At 33.9% G+C, this 17,743-nt stretch carries 15 protein-coding genes and 2 tRNA genes; 6 read left to right on the top strand and 11 right to left on the bottom strand.

Features of this window, described 5'->3' with window-relative positions:
• The first annotated feature begins 1 nt into the window (after position 1).
• The gene (locus QWY92_RS15235) at positions 2-1,954 is read left to right on the top strand and encodes a hypothetical protein (protein WP_290272771.1); all 1,953 of its coding nucleotides are present in this window, start codon (positions 2-4) and stop codon (positions 1,952-1,954) included.
• Positions 1,955-2,081: 127 nt separating this feature from the next.
• Here QWY92_RS15235 and QWY92_RS15240 read toward each other — a convergent pair whose 3' ends face one another.
• Positions 2,082-2,276, bottom strand: a complete 195-nt coding sequence (locus QWY92_RS15240) for a Lacal_2735 family protein (protein ID WP_290272773.1) — start codon at positions 2,274-2,276, stop codon at positions 2,082-2,084.
• A gap of 182 nt (positions 2,277-2,458) precedes the next feature.
• A complete protein-coding gene (locus tag QWY92_RS15245) occupies positions 2,459-3,166 on the bottom strand; it encodes a DUF4197 domain-containing protein (RefSeq protein ID WP_290272775.1) in 708 nt (235 codons plus the stop codon).
• A 217-nt stretch (positions 3,167-3,383) separates the two neighbouring features.
• On the opposite strand from QWY92_RS15245, the gene QWY92_RS15250 reads away from it, so the two are divergent.
• Positions 3,384-4,508: a TlpA family protein disulfide reductase gene (locus QWY92_RS15250; RefSeq protein ID WP_290272777.1), complete on the top strand. Its 1,125-nt coding sequence runs from the start codon at positions 3,384-3,386 to the stop codon at positions 4,506-4,508.
• 77 nt (positions 4,509-4,585) lie between these two features.
• Here QWY92_RS15250 and QWY92_RS15255 read toward each other — a convergent pair whose 3' ends face one another.
• The 3 genes from QWY92_RS15255 to purU all read right to left on the bottom strand — a co-directional run bounded on the left by QWY92_RS15255 (position 4,586) and on the right by purU (position 7,635).
• Positions 4,586-5,209 carry a hypothetical protein gene (locus QWY92_RS15255; protein WP_290272779.1) on the bottom strand — a complete coding sequence of 208 codons (624 nt, stop codon included), beginning with the start codon at positions 5,207-5,209 and terminating at the stop codon, positions 4,586-4,588.
• Between the two features lie 309 nt (positions 5,210-5,518).
• Positions 5,519-6,613 (bottom strand): OmpA family protein, encoded by a 1,095-nt coding sequence (locus QWY92_RS15260; RefSeq protein WP_290272781.1) that lies wholly within the window; start codon positions 6,611-6,613, stop codon positions 5,519-5,521.
• A 167-nt stretch (positions 6,614-6,780) separates the two neighbouring features.
• Positions 6,781-7,635, bottom strand: coding sequence for a formyltetrahydrofolate deformylase (gene purU / locus QWY92_RS15265; RefSeq protein WP_290272783.1), 855 nt, complete (start codon positions 7,633-7,635; stop codon positions 6,781-6,783).
• A gap of 152 nt (positions 7,636-7,787) precedes the next feature.
• On the opposite strand from purU, the gene QWY92_RS15270 reads away from it, so the two are divergent.
• Positions 7,788-11,225: a methylmalonyl-CoA mutase family protein gene (locus QWY92_RS15270; protein WP_290272785.1), complete on the top strand. Its 3,438-nt coding sequence runs from the start codon at positions 7,788-7,790 to the stop codon at positions 11,223-11,225.
• 170 nt (positions 11,226-11,395) lie between these two features.
• Here the strand turns inward: QWY92_RS15270 and QWY92_RS15275 are convergent.
• Together QWY92_RS15275 and QWY92_RS15280 are read right to left on the bottom strand one after the other, a co-directional pair.
• Positions 11,396-11,468: transfer RNA gene (locus tag QWY92_RS15275), tRNA-Lys, on the bottom strand.
• 150 nt (positions 11,469-11,618) lie between these two features.
• Positions 11,619-11,691 (bottom strand) — tRNA-Lys (locus QWY92_RS15280).
• A 142-nt stretch (positions 11,692-11,833) separates the two neighbouring features.
• Between QWY92_RS15280 and QWY92_RS15285 the strand changes: the two genes are divergently transcribed.
• Positions 11,834-12,355, top strand: a complete 522-nt coding sequence (locus tag QWY92_RS15285) for a shikimate kinase (protein WP_290272787.1) — start codon at positions 11,834-11,836, stop codon at positions 12,353-12,355.
• Here the strand turns inward: QWY92_RS15285 and QWY92_RS15290 are convergent.
• Positions 12,347-12,850 (bottom strand): phosphoribosyltransferase domain-containing protein, encoded by a 504-nt coding sequence (locus QWY92_RS15290; RefSeq protein WP_290272789.1) that lies wholly within the window; start codon positions 12,848-12,850, stop codon positions 12,347-12,349. The genes QWY92_RS15285 and QWY92_RS15290 overlap by 9 nt on opposite strands.
• Before the next feature lie 89 nt (positions 12,851-12,939).
• A complete protein-coding gene (locus QWY92_RS15295) occupies positions 12,940-13,326 on the bottom strand; it encodes an RNA-binding S4 domain-containing protein (RefSeq protein WP_290272791.1) in 387 nt (128 codons plus the stop codon).
• An 89-nt stretch (positions 13,327-13,415) separates the two neighbouring features.
• Here QWY92_RS15295 and QWY92_RS15300 point away from each other — a divergent pair, with 89 nt between their 5' ends.
• The gene (locus QWY92_RS15300) at positions 13,416-14,387 is read left to right on the top strand and encodes an FKBP-type peptidyl-prolyl cis-trans isomerase (protein ID WP_290272793.1); all 972 of its coding nucleotides are present in this window, start codon (positions 13,416-13,418) and stop codon (positions 14,385-14,387) included.
• 38 nt (positions 14,388-14,425) lie between these two features.
• Here QWY92_RS15300 and QWY92_RS15305 read toward each other — a convergent pair whose 3' ends face one another.
• A complete protein-coding gene (locus tag QWY92_RS15305; RefSeq protein WP_290272794.1) occupies positions 14,426-14,680 on the bottom strand; it encodes a DUF1456 family protein in 255 nt (84 codons plus the stop codon).
• A gap of 526 nt (positions 14,681-15,206) precedes the next feature.
• Here QWY92_RS15305 and QWY92_RS15310 point away from each other — a divergent pair.
• The gene (locus tag QWY92_RS15310) at positions 15,207-15,620 is read left to right on the top strand and encodes a TerB family tellurite resistance protein (protein WP_290272796.1); all 414 of its coding nucleotides are present in this window, start codon (positions 15,207-15,209) and stop codon (positions 15,618-15,620) included.
• A gap of 119 nt (positions 15,621-15,739) precedes the next feature.
• Here QWY92_RS15310 and uvrB read toward each other — a convergent pair whose 3' ends face one another.
• A complete protein-coding gene (uvrB, locus tag QWY92_RS15315) occupies positions 15,740-17,743 on the bottom strand; it encodes an excinuclease ABC subunit UvrB (protein ID WP_290272798.1) in 2,004 nt (667 codons plus the stop codon).

Here is a 17,743-nt window from a genome sequence, read left to right on the forward strand (position 1 = left end):
TATGAATTTCAAGGGAAGTCTAAAAGCGGCAATTTACTTTTGTTCTTTATTATCATTTACATTTATTTTTGGATGTAATAATGTTGAAAATGATAAATTAGATATTAAGGAATATTTAAAACATGCAAATGGAAACACTATTTATCCTTCGGAAAAGCAAATAGAAATGCTTAAAAAGGTGATTCCGAATGAAGCCTTTCAACCGGCACCAAAAATTAGTGATAGAACATTCTGGAATGAAGTAGCCCAAACCGAATCGGGTAAAACTTATTTAAAAAAGGCATTATCATTTTTGAATGAAGCTCCTGAAGTTCCCATTTCTGATGACATTTATAGAAGAGCCAATAAAGAAGGAAATCGAGCTATTTATAAACCAAGGTATTACGATACCATGATACGTTTAGAGCATTTTATTTTAGCTGAATGCTTAGAAAATAACGGACGTTTTGTACCTCAAATCAGAGTGTATTTAAGAGCTATTATGGATATGAAATCGTGGTTGCATCCTAACCATGACGACAGAAATAATAGCGTTCTTGAAGGAAAACGGGTGTCAATCGATTTAGGTGCAAGACGTTTTGGGTCGGTTTTAGCTGTAGCTGAAACGCTTTTGGAAAATCAATTATCACCTGAGTTTAGAAACGAAATTAAAGCACAACTTCAATATAGAATTACAGATAATTATTTACAAAGCTGTAAGACTCCGGATAAAAATAACCATTGGATTGATGGTAAAAGCAACTGGAATGCTGTGTGTACTAGTGGTGCCGTTTTTACATCTATAGCGAATGCAACAGATGCAGAAGAGCGTATTGCTGCTATAGGTTCTGCAATTAATAGTATGAAACATTATGTAAGCGGTTTTGGAGCCGACGGGTATTGTTCTGAAGGTGTTGGATATTGGCGTTACGGTTTTGGCCATTACTTATATTTGGCCGAAATACTTTTCGATTATACCGATGGAAAAATTAATTTATTTGAAGGTCATGATCCTGATAAACTGAATAGAGTAGCCGATTTTCCTGAGAATTTCCATATTCAAAATGAAAAATTTGCACCTTTTGCCGATGGTAGCTCTATCGTTAAAAATAACGAAGGTAACTTTGCTTATGTATTGGCGGCAAAACAATACGGTGCAAGAAAACCGATTGAAAATATTTTAGATCAAGCCGTTGAACAACTTATTGTTTGGAAAAACCCAGAAGATTTTACCACAAGAAAAACAACAAATTCAAAAACGTTTGTAGTGCCAAATCATTCTTATTTTAACGATTTTGGAATGGTTATTTCTCGCGGAAAACAGAACGTGCCATTTTCTGTAGCGGTTAAAGCAGGACACAATAAAGAAAACCACAATCATAGTGATGTAGGAACTTATATTTTAGTTTTAGGAGAAGATTTAATTTCTGGAGATATAGGTGCGCCGTCTTATCGTGCCGGATCTTTTTCGCCAACCAATAAAGCACGAAGTTCTTGGGGGCACCCAGTTCCTATCATAGATCATACTTTGCAATCTAATGGACGTCAATTTGAAGGAAAAATAACAGAAACCAAATTCACTGATATAGAAGATAAAGTGGTTATGGATATTAGTGCGGCGTATGAATTGCCTATGCTTGAATCTTTATCTAGAACAATGACGAATGATAAGTCTGGAGCGGGAACAATTAGTATTCAAGATGATTTTAAAACAAGCAAACCTGTTGTTTTCGGAACAGCTATTATGACGTTTTCAGAATATGAAATTGTTGATGAAAGTACTATTATGCTTATAGGGAAAAATCAAAAAGTAAAAGTTGAAATCAGTAGCAGTGGAGGTAAAGTTGTTATTAACCCTGAACCTGTTCCTGTAGAATATTTAAGGGAAGGAAAAGGTGCTGTCAGAATTGGTGTCGATTTTGAAAAACCTATCGCTAGCGGAAGCATAAGCGTGAAGTATACACCGATATTTTAAAGTATATTTCGAGTATTTTAGAGATCAAGAAAGGAATAATCTTAATAGAAGATTGTTCCTTTTTTATTTATGTAGTCTTAATTTTCTTGGATTTACTGCATTTAATCATTCAAAGCAAAGGTTTTTACTAAACTTGTATTTCAGTATCTCTAACAAGGTATCTTAACCGGTTTAATTTATGCAAAAGTTTTATAGCTTTATATTCAGATATATCGCTCAGTGCGGAATCGGTTTGGCGGAAATTATAAGCTTGTTCTATCAGTTCTTTGTAACGCTGGCTTAATCTATTTTGGTTTGTTTTAATGGTATCAATTCGGTTCATATCAATAAAATATAAAATAAGTAGTACATCAATATACGTTTTTTGTTGAGTTATATTTGTTTTTTTCTTACGTTATTTTTCGATATTCCTGTTTTATAGCTTTATAACCTGTTATTTTGTTAATTTTAAAGCAAAAAAAACCGAATGCTAACATTCGGTTTTTATAATTATGGTATCGTTTTTTAGTCTTGTAAAGCGAATACTTTCTGTAATAATTCGGTTGTTCTAGATGATGCTTTTGTTCTAATTTCAGTTTCTTCAACAGCAATCATATTATAAACACCTTTTAAAGCTTCTCCTGTAACGTAATCGGTTAAGTCAGCGTTCACATTTTTTGTAAACGGAAGCGCGTTATATTTCGTAATTAAATTACTCCAAATTTCATCGGCACCTACTTTGCTAAAAGAATTTTTAATTACAGGGTTAAATTTAGCGTAAAGATCGGTTTGTGTTTTGGTTGTTAAATATTGAGTTGCAGCATCATTATTACCCAGTAAAATATCTTTAGCATCGGCAAAGGTGATATCTTTTACTGCATTTACAAAAATAGGAGTAGCTTCTTTTACAGCATCTTCTGCTGCACGGTTAAGTACTTTTAAACCTTCGTCGGCAAGGCTGCTTAATCCAATATCTCTAAGTGCTTTGTCTACCTTTTGTAATTCTTCTGGTAGTAAAATTTTAACTAAATCGTTCTTAAAAAAACCATCAGTTTGTGTGAGTTTGGTAACTTGTTTATCAATACCTAAATCAAGGGCTTGTCTTAAGCCAGCGGCAATATCGGTTGTGCCCAAAACACTTCCTGTTTGTGGTAATTGGCTAACAACTTGCTGTAATTCAGCACAAGCTGTAAGATTAAATATTAATAAAAAAACGAGACTTTTACGTATCATGATATTGGGTTTTAAATTAAAAGCAAAGATATATTTTACGATTGAAAATTAAACTCTTTTTTTAAAATAGTATTTTAGCACAATTATTGTTATGCTAAGCTTGAATTGAAATTAAGGTTAAAAGAATTGAGTCTATTTTAAAGTGCTAATTTCAAAAGGTAAACGTGTTTAGGTGTAATATAATGATTAAATTGGCTCAGATTAAGGGTATATTATAATGAAAATAAGAAATCAAATAGTTTTTTTACTGTGCGTATTAAGTCCAGTATTGTTTTTCGGACAAATACACATTTCTAACAATATAAAAACATCATCAATTGCTACAAGTGATGAAAACGCATTGTATTTTGTCGACTTTTGGGCAACATGGTGCGGACCATGTATTCATGTTTCAAAATATTTAGAATCGTTACAGCGTCAATTTCCTGATAAATTTTATATTTTATCGTTATCTAATGAAACGCCAGAGGTGGTAAAAAAGTTTATGACCAAACACCAGATGGATTTAGCCGTGGCATTAGATTATGAAGGGGAAACATTTAAAACTCATAATATTACTAGTTTGCCATACGGCATTTTGTTTAATGCGGAAGGGACGAAACTTTGGGAGGGACATCCAGCGGAATTAAAAGGGTATACTATAGGTGGGTTTTTAGTAAGAAATAATAAAACAATTTCGGTAGAAAATTTTTTTAAGCTTGAAGAATATAAGCAAGAAGTTATTGTAGAAAACCCTGTGAAACGAAGAGATGATTTTGGGTTGTTAGAAGTTGCAGTTGTTCCTGAAATGAATACAGGAATTCAGACAACAAATAAAAATGGTTATTTAGAAATTGAAGGGCGTTTACAAGATATTATGGCTTATACATTACGGAGTAACAAAGGGCAGGTTATAATGCCTGAAGCTGTAAATAAGTACTATAAAATGTATTTTGAAGAAGGCTCTAAGGCTATTGAAAATAAAGAGAAATATATTTCTAAAGCCTTAAAGTTACGCCGTAAAGAATATGAAAAAAAGGGCGATGCCTTAGTATTTCAAGTGAATAATGCATTATTTTGGGATACGGAGCAAATAGATTGGGGAATTAATAATCCTAAATATTTAATTGGTGATTCTGATATTCAAGCAGATAATGTTTCGTTGAAAGAGGTCGCTTACAAATTGTCTAATTTATTAGAAACGCCAATTGTGTTTGCTGAAAATTTTAATGATGAAAATTTACATGACTGGCAAATTCATTATAAGTATTTTGAGTTTATGGCTTCGAATTTGGAAGAATACGGTATAAAGGTTGAAAAAAAAGCAGCTACTTATTTAGAATACGTTTACAATAAACGTTAGTTTATAAGGAACAAATAAGCTTAAAATAAAAGCGCTCAGGACGTAAGCTCTGAGCGCTTTTTTTTAACAAAAACGGTTTATTCTTTTATAAATACATCAGCTAGGTTGTGTATAAGGAGGTAAGTGTCGCCTTGTATATCTGTAATGTTCTCATAATTATGGAAATTTATAGAGTTACTAAATGTTGTAGGAAAATAGGGGATATCGCCTTCATCTTCGTAAGCGCTGCTAGAGCTACTTCTTGAGTTTTCTTTTTTAAGGACAATAGAGGAGTATAGATATTCAAATGTATTGATGTTTCCTTTTCCGTACAAAAATTTTCTGATAATTGCATCGTCTTCATCTTCTATATAAAGGTATAGAAATCCACCCTCAAAGATGTAATTCACATGATATGTTTCTCCATATTGTGCAACTTCGACCTCTGTAGCGTTAAGAAATTTAAAATAATCGTCTTTATTTTCTTCTTCTATTTGGACTTTGTTTCTAGCTATTCCGGTATTTGCATAATAATCGGCTAGAATATCATCGGGTACTTCGGTTTCTAGGCCATCTTTAAAGAAAGAGAAACTTTCATCTACGTGTGAGAACTTCATTGTGATTGGGTATTGAATTTCCGAGGTGGCATCGTTATTACTGCCACATGAGGTATTGATGATGGCTATAAACAGGGCTGTTATTACAAAAAACACTTTTTTCATTTTGGTTTTATTTGAGTGTTTTTAATTGAATTAAGGGGGCAAATATAGAAAATTGTTATTGTTTAAGTATTCATGCTATTCGGATGCGTAACAAGGTTGGCAAATACTTGCGTTAGGGATTGCAGTGTAAAACCCACAGCGGTACCGTTGATAAACGGTGGCGCGAGGATTTGCAACGGAAAGCCCGACCCTTGTGGTAACGCCCAAAATAATATAAAATAAAAAAGACACCTTAATTAAAAGATGTCTTTTTCGCTAATTAAACTAACCCCTCAGTTTAAAAATTTTAAGAGCAATTTATTCTTCTGTTTACTGAATTACTCTGAATTCTGTACGTCTGTTCTTTTGGTGCTCAGTTTCTGAACATTCTACACCATTAGCACAACGGTTTACTAATCTTGTTTCTCCGTAACCTCTTGCTGTTAAACGGCTTCTAGAGATTCCTTTAGATACTAAGTAGTTTACTACTGAGTTAGCACGTTGTTGAGATAATGACATGTTGAAATCGTCGTTTCCTCTAGCATCTGTGTGAGACATTAGTTCGATGCTTACAGGCTTGCTATTTAATAAAGGTAATAACATTTCGTCGATAATTTTCTTTGATGCAGGAGTGATACGTGCGCTTCCTAATTCGTAAAAGATAGGTAAGATGTTAGATTCTAATAATCCACAATCAACTTCTTCCCAAGTTGTAATACCACCCTTTTTAGCTAATACAGTTCTTGTAATAGTTTGCATTTTTGCAGGTACTGTTACGCTTCTTGTAGATGCTGGAGTTTCAACAACTTGACGTTTAATTGTTGAGTATTCTGCTGGAATTTCAACTTCGTCCATTCTTGCTGGAGTTTTGATAACACGTTTTGTGTATACCGTGTTTATTTCTGTAACAGGTACTTGGCTCGTTGTAGCATCTTTTGCTAAAGTTGTAAATGGTACATCTCTAGATTGTGCTGGGTACGATACGAAACAAGCTACAACACAGTCTTCTTTGTTAGGAGAGTCACAAGCAGTTTCCTTGTATTCCCAACCCGATGTTTCTGGGTAAGTTTCGAAAGTTCTAGAGTTAGACCCAAAAGTTGCTGGGTTAATTTCTAAATCTGATCGACCTTCTTTTTTTACGTAAGGTACTTCTACAGTTTCATATGTTGCTGGAACATAAATGAATTTTTTTGAAGCTTCCTTTATTAATACGCGATCTTCTACAGTTCGGTATGTTGCTGGAACAACTTCTAATACAGTATATGCAGGATATACTTCAATGGTTTCTTCTACGTCTTTGAATTCGTCCTTCGTGATACATTTTACATAGCATTTTCCTGGGTCAGGATTTGCTGGTAAATTTTGCGCTTGAGAGAATCCAAGACCTAATACTAAAGCTAAGCTTAAAAGATAATTTGTTTTCATATAATTACTAATTTGAGTTAAATGGTTTGTTCTACACTGTTAAGACACATAATAAACCGTGTGGTCACATCTTTTATCGCTTTGATGTGAAAAGGGGAGTTAAATACGGTGTTTGAAAGTGAGTTTTTTAACCTATAAGGCTTTATAATTAGTAAGTTACGTTTATTTTATGAAAAAATCACTGTTTTATTGTTATATACCATTACTTTGCGGTTTGCATGTGCTTTTATGGCATTTGCTAATACTATTTTTTCTAAATCGCGTCCTTTTGCTATAAGAGCTTCTATAGTATAGGTGTGCGATACATGGGCAACGTCTTGCTCTATAATAGGTCCCGCATCTAACTCTTCGGTAACATAATGGCTTGTGGCTCCAATAATTTTAACACCACGTTTGTATGCCGAATGATAAGGCTTAGCGCCCACAAAGGCAGGTAAAAACGAGTGATGGATGTTTATTATTTTGTTCGGGTATTTATTAATTAAGGTCCCTGAGACAATTTGCATATAGCGCGCTAAAACTATAAAATCGATGTTATGCGATTCTAATAGTCTTAATTGTTCGGCTTCGGCAGCAGCTTTGGTATCCTTTGTAACTGGAATATGGTAAAACGGAATTTTAAAACTATCGGCAATCGGTTTTAAATCGTTATGGTTACTTATTATGAATGGAATTTCTAAATTGAGTTCTCCGGAATTGTAACGGCCTAATAAATCGTATAAACAATGATCGTATTTTGAAACGAACAAGGCCATTTTAGGTTTCTTTTCCGAAGAATAAATACGCCATTTCATCTTGAAGCTTTCAGCAATATTATTTTTAAAACATTCTTTAAAATCTACTGTTGAAAAACTAGCATCGTGAAATTCAGTTTCTAAACGCATGAAAAATATGTTTTGTTCACGGTCTACATGCTGATCTAAGTAAATAACGTTACCTTGTTTTTCAGTGATAAAATTAGTTACCGTGGCAATAATACCAGGTAAATCTTTACAGTGAATTAATATGGTGATTTTATTCATTATAATATTTTAACTATATAAGTTTCGTGTAAAATTAACTTAATATTGCATATAAGTAGGATCGGAATTTAAAATTAAATTATTGATTATGAATCGATTATTTTTTTGAATATTTCGTAAATTTGTAGTTGTAAAAACAAGATTTTTTAAGAATGAAGCAAGCCGTTGTATATAAACCTAAATATAAAGTAAGAATAGTAACCGCAGCATCGTTGTTCGATGGGCATGATGCATCTATAAATATTATGCGTCGTATTATTCAATCTACCGGAGTAGAAGTGATTCATTTAGGTCACGATAGAAGTGTGGAAGAAGTTGTAAATACGGCCATTCAGGAAGATGTTAATGCTATTTGTTTAACATCATACCAAGGCGGACATAACGAGTATTTTAAATACATGTTCGATTTGTTGAAAGAAAACGGAGCCGAACATATTAAAATTTTTGGAGGCGGTGGTGGCGTTATTTTACCTTCAGAAATAAAGGAATTGATGGATTATGGTATTTCCAGAATCTATTCACCTGATGATGGTAGAGAAATGGGGCTTCAAGGCATGATTAACGATTTGGTTCAACAATCTGATTTTGCCATAGGCGATAAGCTCGATGTTGATGTCGATAGGCTGAAAGAGAAAAACTCCAAAGCCATTGCACGTGTTATTTCTTCTGCGGAAAATTTTCCAGAAGTATCACAATCTATTTTAGAGGCTATTCATCAAAAAAATATAAACTCAAAAACACCCGTTCTGGGTATTACAGGAACGGGAGGTGCCGGTAAATCGAGTTTAGTAGACGAATTAGTACGGCGCTTTTTAATTGATTTTCCTGAAAAAACAGTTGGTATTATTTCTGTAGATCCGTCAAAACGAAAAACAGGCGGTGCGCTTTTAGGCGATAGAATTAGAATGAATGCTATAAATAATAAACGTGTTTACATGCGTAGTTTGGCAACTCGTCAATCTAATTTAGCACTTTCTAAATATGTAAACGAAGCCGTTCAGGTTTTAAAAGCGGCGGAATTTGACCTTATTATATTAGAAACATCAGGAATTGGGCAGAGCGATACCGAAATTATCGAACATTCTGATGTATCCTTATACGTAATGACGCCTGAATTTGGCGCAGCAACCCAATTGGAAAAAATTGATATGCTCGATTTTGCCGATTTGGTGGCTATTAATAAATTTGACAAACGCGGATCGTTAGATGCCTTGCGCGATGTTAAAAAACAATACATGCGTAACAATAATTTGTGGGATACGCATCAGGACGATTTACCTGTGTTCGGCACCATTGCCTCACAGTTTCACGACCCAGGGATGAACACGCTTTACAAAGCCATAATGGATGCTTTGGTTGAAAAAGCGAGTGCCGATTTAAAATCAACCTTCACTATTTCGAATGAAATGAGCGAGAAAATTTTTGTAATACCACCAAATAGAACCCGTTATCTATCGGAAATTGCAGAAAATAACCGTGCTTACGATAAAAAAGGATTAGAACAGTTTGAAGTAGCGCAGAAACTTTACGGGATTTACAAAACTATTTGTTCTGTGGCGGACATTTCAAACGAAAGTGAGAAAACATATTTAAGTAAGTTTGGATTAGAAGAAGAAGGAATTCTTGAATTAGTCAAAAATGATACAGATAAGGAGTTTTTAAACCTTTTAGTCAAAGAATTTAATCGTGTAAAATTAAACCTCGATCCATATAACTGGGAAATTATTACCAGTTGGGACGAGAAAGTTAATAAATACAAAAATCCAGTTTACACCTTTAAAGTTCGTGATAAAGAAATTAATATTGAAACACACTCGAAATCCTTATCACAAACCGAAATACCGAAAGTCGCTTTACCAAAATATCAGGCTTGGGGCGATATTCTAAAATGGTGCTTACAGGATAATGTACCGGGCGAATTTCCATACACTTCCGGACTTTATCCGTTTAAAAGAACGGGGGAAGATCCTGCGAGAATGTTTGCCGGAGAAGGAGGGCCAGAACGTACTAATAAACGTTTTCATTACGTCAGTGCTGGATTGCCAGCAAAACGATTATCCACCGCTTTTGATAGTGTGACGCTTTATGGAAACGATCCCGATTTGCGCCCCGATATTTACGGGAAAATTGGAAATGCAGGTGTGTCTATTTGTTGCTTAGACGATGCTAAAAAACTATATTCTGGCTTCGATTTAGCCCATGTGATGACTTCGGTGAGTATGACAATTAATGGTCCAGCTCCCATGTTGCTTGGCTTTTTTATGAACGCAGCCATCGATCAACAGTGCGAAATTTACATCAAAGAAAATGGTTTAGAAGCCGAAGTAGAATCTAAAATATCTGAAATTTATAAGGGTAAAGAGCGTCCAAAATACAATGGTAATTTACCTGAAGGAAATAACGGTTTGGGTTTAATGCTTTTGGGTGTTTCAGGAGATCAGGTGTTACCTGAAGCCATTTATAACGATATCAAAATAAAAACCATGGCGCAGGTTCGTGGTACGGTACAAGCCGATATTTTAAAAGAAGATCAAGCACAAAATACCTGTATTTTTTCAACAGAATTCGCGCTGCGTTTAATGGGCGATGTACAAGAGTATTTTATAGATAATAACGTTCGTAACTTTTATTCCGTTTCTATTTCGGGCTATCATATTGCAGAAGCAGGAGCCAACCCTATTACGCAGTTGGCGTTAACCTTATCTAATGGTTTCACTTACGTGGAATATTATTTAAGTCGCGGTATGGATATTAATAAATTCGGACCAAACTTATCATTCTTCTTTTCCAACGGAATCGATCCCGAATATGCTGTTATTGGTCGTGTAGCACGTAAAATTTGGGCAAAAGCTATGAAATATAAGTATGGTGCCAATGCTAGAGCGCAAATGCTTAAATATCATATTCAGACGTCAGGAAGAAGCTTGCATGCGCAGGAAATTGATTTTAATGATATCCGAACTACTCTACAAGCGCTTTACGCTATTTACGATAACTGCAACTCATTACACACGAATGCGTACGATGAAGCTATAACAACACCTACTGAAGAGTCTGTGCGTCGAGCAATGGCTATTCAACTTATTATAAATAAAGAATTAGGATTGAATAAGAACGAAAACCCAATTCAAGGATCGTTCATTATTGAGGAATTAACCGATTTATTCGAAGAAGCGGTACTATTAGAATTCGATAGAATTACCGAACGTGGTGGTGTTTTAGGCGCCATGGAAACCATGTATCAGCGTAGTAAAATACAAGAAGAAAGTTTGTATTATGAAACCTTGAAGCATAATGGCGATTTTCCAATTATCGGCGTTAATACGTTTTTAAGTAGCAAAGGTTCTCCAACAGTTTTACCAGCGGAAGTTATTCGTGCCACGGAAGAAGAGAAGCAATTTCAAATTAAAACATTAGAAAACCTTCATAAGGCTAATAGCACAGATGATTTACTAAAAGAACTGCAAAGAAAAGCCGTGAATAACGAAAACATATTCGAAGCCTTAATGGAGGTTTGTAAAGTGTGTTCACTTGGGCAAATTACCAAAGCTTTGTTTGAAGTAGGAGGGCAGTACAGAAGAAATATGTAAACAGCATGTTTAAACCTTCGTTAGAATATTTTCAGGGTGTTTTTGAGGTCTTAAAATAGTTTGAGGCCTCAAAGCTTTCTAATGTATAAAAAAAGTGCTTAGAGCGAAATACTAGAAACTTATAAAAATAAAAAAACCTTTAAATCAAAAGACTTAAAGGTTTTTTTTTGTGACCGGGCTGGGGCTCGAACCCAGGACCCTCTCCTTAAAAGGGAGATGCTCTACCAACTGAGCTACCAGGTCATTATTTCAATATAACTAACATAACTGTTAGCGGGTGCAAATATAATATCTTTCTTTAAAAAAACAACTAAAATTAAAACTAAAATTAATGTTTTTTTGAAAAATGATAAAATCAAAAAACCTACAAATTTCATCAACTTATAGGCTTTGTGACCGGGCTGGGGCTCGAACCCAGGACCCTCTCCTTAAAAGGGAGATGCTCTACCAACTGAGCTACCAGGTCATTATTTCAAAGTAACTAACATTGCTGTTAGCGGGTGCAAATATAGAACCTTTCTTTAATAAAACAACACTTTTTTTAAATAAATTTCGTTTTTTTGCATTGTAGAATCGTATGTTTTTAATAATCAATCTATAACAGAAATATGATAATAGTTTTAATGGGGTATATGGCTTCGGGTAAGTCAACTATAGGGGAGCGTTTAGCAGAAAAATTAAATTATAAATTTATCGATTTAGACGATTTAATAGAAGAAAAAGAAAATGCATCGGTTTCCGAAGTCTTTAAAACTAAAGGTGAAATTTATTTCAGAAAGCAAGAAGCGTTGTATTTGCGTGAACAACTTCAGTCTAAAGAGAATATTATTTTATCTGTTGGAGGGGGTACACCTTGCTATAGCGATAATATGAAAGCGATTTTAGATCAAAAAAATGCTAAAAGCGTTTATTTAAGAGCATCTTTGCCAACTTTGGTGGAGAAATTAATGCGGAAGAAAAGTACGCGTCCTTTGATAGCGCATATCGAAACAGAAGAAGCCATGACCGAATTTATAGGAAAACATTTATTCGAGCGTGCACAGTTTTATAATGACGCTGAATTTAAAATTGCAATTGATAATAAATCTAAAAAGGAGGTGACTAAAGAAGTTTTAAAAACCTTATTCTAAATAAGCTTCAAAATTTTTGCCTTCTAAAACCACATGTACATGTTCGTGTAGTGATGTAGAAAGCGAAATCCCTTTAAAATCTGCCTTTACTGGATATTTTTTATGGTTTCTGTTTACTAAAACAGCCGTTTTAAATTGCTTTAAAGGCACATTTAAAAAGTGCTTAACACCATAGATCAGCGTGGTGCCAGAGTTTAAAACATCATCAATTAAAACAATAGATTTGTTTTTATAATCTTCAGAAGGTATCGAGGTTTTAATGTCTTGCCAAGGGTTTTTCTTGTCAATACTTACTTTACAAAGCACGATATTAATATCCGATATTTTAAGTAACATCGTTTTAAGCTTCTTAGCCAAAATATATCCATTACTATCAATTCCGGCTAAAATAACCTCGGTTTCGTCCATATTACTTTCATAAATTTGAAAAGCAATACGGCGTATTTTATGGTTAATCTCTGCGTGGTTTAATATAATGTTGCTTGTGGCAGTCATAAAGGCTCTATTTTTAAACTATAAAATTACTCTTTTTTATTTGTTGTCAGTTTCTTTTTGAATAAAATTCTACACAATAACTTTAAGTTTTAGTCCATATCCTCATCCTGAGGTGTATCTGTATAATCATCAATATCCCGACGGTCTTTTTTCGTTGGTCTACCAACCCCTTTTTTACGATAATAATCCTTAGAATATTTTAAAAGTTCTTGCGCTTCAAACTGCTCTTTTGGCGTTGTGTCTGTTCTGTAAAGATCTACCAGTTTAGCTCCAACACGACTTTCAGGAATATCATTAACTTTTAAACGGTAGTTAATTTGGTTTTTCCGAAGCTCAATAATATCTTGCGGATATACCTCTCTACTGGGTTTAACCGAGTCTCCACCAATTTTAACCTGGCCTTTTTTACAAGCCGTTGTTGCAATGGTTCTTGTCTTGTAATATCTAATACACCACAAATACTTATCTATCCGCATACAATTATTTAAAAAACTTCGTTAATGTTATGTTGCAAGATTATATATTCTGTGTAAAATTGTATCTTGCGCATCAAAAATAAGCAATAATGAGTTTAAGAAAAATTAGTTTTTTAATATTAAGTTTGGTTTTAGTATTTTCTGCATGTAAGAAAGATGATGATGGAGATGGTATTATTGAATTTGTAGAAGCTGATAGAACAGAACAACAAGCAATCGATAATGATTCGATACTTAAATATTTTAAGAATCATTATTTTAATGCTAGTGAAATTTCTAGTAGTACCAATCCTAAAATTAGCGATTTAACATTTACAGAACTTGTTGAAGGCGAATCTGTGCCGGATGGAAGTATTTTGTTAGACGATTTGTTAGACAATCCTAGTGCTACTTTTGAATTAGAAGAAAAAGAAGTTTTTTATGCTGAAACAGATTATATTATTTATGTATTACATATAAACCAAGGAGGAGGAACTACAGTACCTCATTTTTGTGACACCGTAAGAGTACGTTACGAAGGGATGTTATTAGATAATACTGTTTTTGATAGTGCTGTAACACCTGTAGATTTTGATTTACTCTCATTAATACCGGTTTGGCAAAAAGTATTGCCATCTTTTAATACTGCAGCAACATATGGAGATAACGCTGACGGTACAGTAGCATATGATAATCATGGTGCAGCTGCCATGTTTGTGCCTTCAGGTTTAGGTTATTTTTCTAGTGGTTCTGGTGATATTTCAGCATATTCACCTTTAATTTTTAAGTTTGATTTATTACAATCTTTTATTGCCGATCATGATGAAGATGGTGTGCCTTCTTATTTAGAAGATTTAAACAATGATGGTGAATTTCTTGTTAACTATGATGATTTAGAAGATGATGCCGATGATGATACAGATGGTGATGGTGTACCGGACTATGCCGATACTGATGATGATGGCGATGGTGTTTTTACAATATATGAAGATACCGATGAAGATGGAGATCCTACCAATGATATAGGCGCAAATAATATAGCAAAATATTTAGACCCTACCGAAACAGAGTCTAATTTATAAAATAAAGGTACTAGTTATAAAAAAAGGAGTAGCAAATGCTACTCCTTTTTTTGTGGTTTTTTTTCTCCTTTTTTAGGCATTGGTCCTCGTAAATGAATAACCAAACCGTTTAAGAAATTACGTAGTATTTGGTCGCCACACTCCATGTATTTTGGGTGATCTTCTTTTCTGAACAACGCTCCTAATTCGCTTTTAGAAATTCTAAAATCTACGAGTTCTAATATTTTTACTATTTCATCATCACGCAGCTTTAAAGCCACGCGTAATTTTTTTAAAACATCATTATTTGTCATATTTTTATGTGCAATTGCTTATTAAAGCGATTAATATAATCTTGAAACCGTCCTTTTGCCGATAATTACAAAATTAATGTAATAAAATTTAAGTTAACATGATATTTTGAAGTGAATTTGAGAAAGAATACATTTTAAAAACCCGAGAAGCCTTAATTCTAGAGGTTTTCTTGAAAAAAACATGCCGTTCATCGATTCTTGTATTTCTTCCAACGCTTTCTGCTGTTTTCCTTTTTATTTTTAATAGGCCTCATTTTTGAATGAATTTATCCAACTTTTTTTAATCCATAAAAAGGTGCTATGCCCTTTTTTTACAGGAGGTTTAAAGGAATTGCATATAGTGTTTGTGTTTGTTGCTGTTAAGGTAAGATGCATTTTTATTAGATGAATAATATTCAAGAGTGGTTCAAATAAATAAAAATCACGATTAAATACCTGTCAATTTTCGATAAGTGGTATTATATCTACGACAATTACTTTCTGTTTCTGCGTAAATTTATAATGTAACCCTCAGACCCACTTAAAGATGATTAATAAAGTAGAAAAATTAAATTTATTGTCGGAAATGATTGCTTTTGCGAAGTACGACAAAAATATAAGGCACTTAGAATACAACTTTTTATTAGGGGTAGCTAAGCAATTAGAAATTCGTCGTGAAGATTTTGAATACTTAATTGAAAACCCTATTAATTACACGCATTTAAAATCGCATAGCGAACGTATCGTACAGTTTCATAGACTTGTTTTATTAATGAATATTGAACAAGAATCTGAGGATGGAAATAATTCTGCTGGAGTTATAAAACTTTATAATTTTGGATTAAGAATGGGGTTAAGTCACGAGTCCATCACTAAAGTATTGTATTTAATGGATAACTTTCCAAATAAAATAGTACCGCCAGATGTATTAATCGATATTTTTAAAACACATTACAACTAAACATCGTTTTCCTAAAACAAGATAACAATCCTTATTGCTAAACCGTTTTATCTGTTTAGTGAAGGCTATTAAGTGTTAATTTTAACCTATTATAGGATTGTAAGAAAAGCTAAAGATTTTTAAATCTTTAGCTTTTCTAGTTTATCCTGGCAAGCCTTTATTTCGTCGCGTAATTTGGCGGCTACTAAAAAGTCTAAAGCTTTTGCAGCACTTTCCATGAGTTTTCGTTTTTCACGAATTTTCTTTTCTAATTCTGGCTTACTTAAATATTCACTTTCTGGTTCTGCAGCTTTTGCAGCTTCAAGTTCGTAACTATAAGTACTTACCGAGTTTTTGGTTAAAACGTTATCTAGACTTTTATTTAACGCTGTTGGCGTAATGTTGTTTTTTGTGTTGTAAGCAATTTGTTTTTCACGACGGTATTCGGTTTCGTCTATCGTTTTTTGCATGCTTTTAGTTATTTTATCAGCATACATTATAGCTTTTCCGTTAAGGTTTCTAGCAGCACGACCAACCGTTTGGGTTAAAGAACGTGCCGAACGTAAAAAACCTTCTTTATCGGCATCTAAAATGGCAACCAAAGAGACTTCAGGTAGATCTAAACCTTCACGAAGTAAATTTACGCCCACTAAAACATCAAATAAACCTTTACGCAAATCTTGCATAATTTCTACACGTTCTAAGGTGTCTACATCACTATGTATGTAGCGGCAACGTATCTGGATGCGGTCTAAATATTTGGTTAATTCTTCCGCCATACGTTTGGTTAATGTAGTCACCAAAGTACGTTCGTCCTTTTCTATGCGTTGTTGTATTTCTTCAATTAAATCGTCAATTTGATTTAAACTAGGGCGGATTTCAATAATAGGATCTAATAATCCTGTAGGTCTAATTACTTGTTCTACATAAACACCTCCCGTTTTTTGCAATTCATAATCGGCTGGTGTGGCACTTACATAAATTACCTGACTTTGTATGGCTTCAAATTCTTCAAATTTTAAAGGTCTGTTATCCATTGCGGCAGGTAATCGAAACCCGTATTCTACTAGATTTTCCTTTCTACTTCGGTCACCTCCATACATGGCATGCACTTGCGAAATGGTAACATGACTTTCATCAACCACCATTAAATAATCATCTGGAAAATAATCTAATAAACAGAAGGGGCGCGTTCCTGGAAGTCGTCTATCTAAATAACGCGAGTAATTTTCAATACCTGAACAATACCCCAATTCACGAATCATTTCTAAATCGAATTCGGTACGTTCCTTAAGTCGTTTGGCTTCTAAATGTTTGCCTATTTCTTTAAAATAATCGTATTGTTTTACTAAATCATCCTGAATTTCCCCAATCGCATTCTGTAAAATATCAGGCGATGTGACAAACATATTTGCAGGATAGATGGTGATTTGATCATATTTCTCTACAATTTCATTGGTTTGGATATTAAAGGATTCAATCTCTTCAATTTCATCACCAAAAAAGTGAATTCTAAAAGCATCATCAGCATAACTCGGGAAAATATCAACAGTATCTCCTTTTATTCTGAAATTACCATGTCTAAAATCGGCTTCGGTTCTAGAATATAAACTCTGTACTAGGGTATGAAGTAATTTGGTTCGAGAAATTTCCTGATCTCTTTTTAATGAAATAACATTTTTCTGAAATTCCACTGGGTTTCCGATACCATAAATGCAAGAAACCGAAGCAATAACAATGACGTCGCGACGCCCAGAAAGTAGGGAGGAGGTTGCGCTTAAACGCATTTTCTCTATTTCTTCGTTGATAGATAAATCTTTTTCAATGTAAACTCCAGACACCGGAATATAGGCTTCGGGTTGGTAATAATCGTAGTAAGACACAAAATACTCGACGGCGTTGTTCGGAAAAAATTGTTTAAATTCTGAATAGAGTTGGGCAGCTAAAGTTTTGTTGTGTGCCAAAATTAAGGTTGGTCGCTGTACTTCTTCAATCACATTGGCCACGGTAAATGTTTTTCCCGAGCCTGTAACACCTAATAAAGTTTGATATTGCTCGTCGGCATTTAAACCAGCAACTAATTGCTTTATTGCGCCAGGTTGATCACCAGTAGGACTAAATTCAGATTCAATTTTAAACTTCAT

Origin of the sequence: Algibacter miyuki (assembly GCF_030409805.1) — a bacterium.
GTDB classification, from domain to species: domain Bacteria; phylum Bacteroidota; class Bacteroidia; order Flavobacteriales; family Flavobacteriaceae; genus Algibacter; species Algibacter miyuki.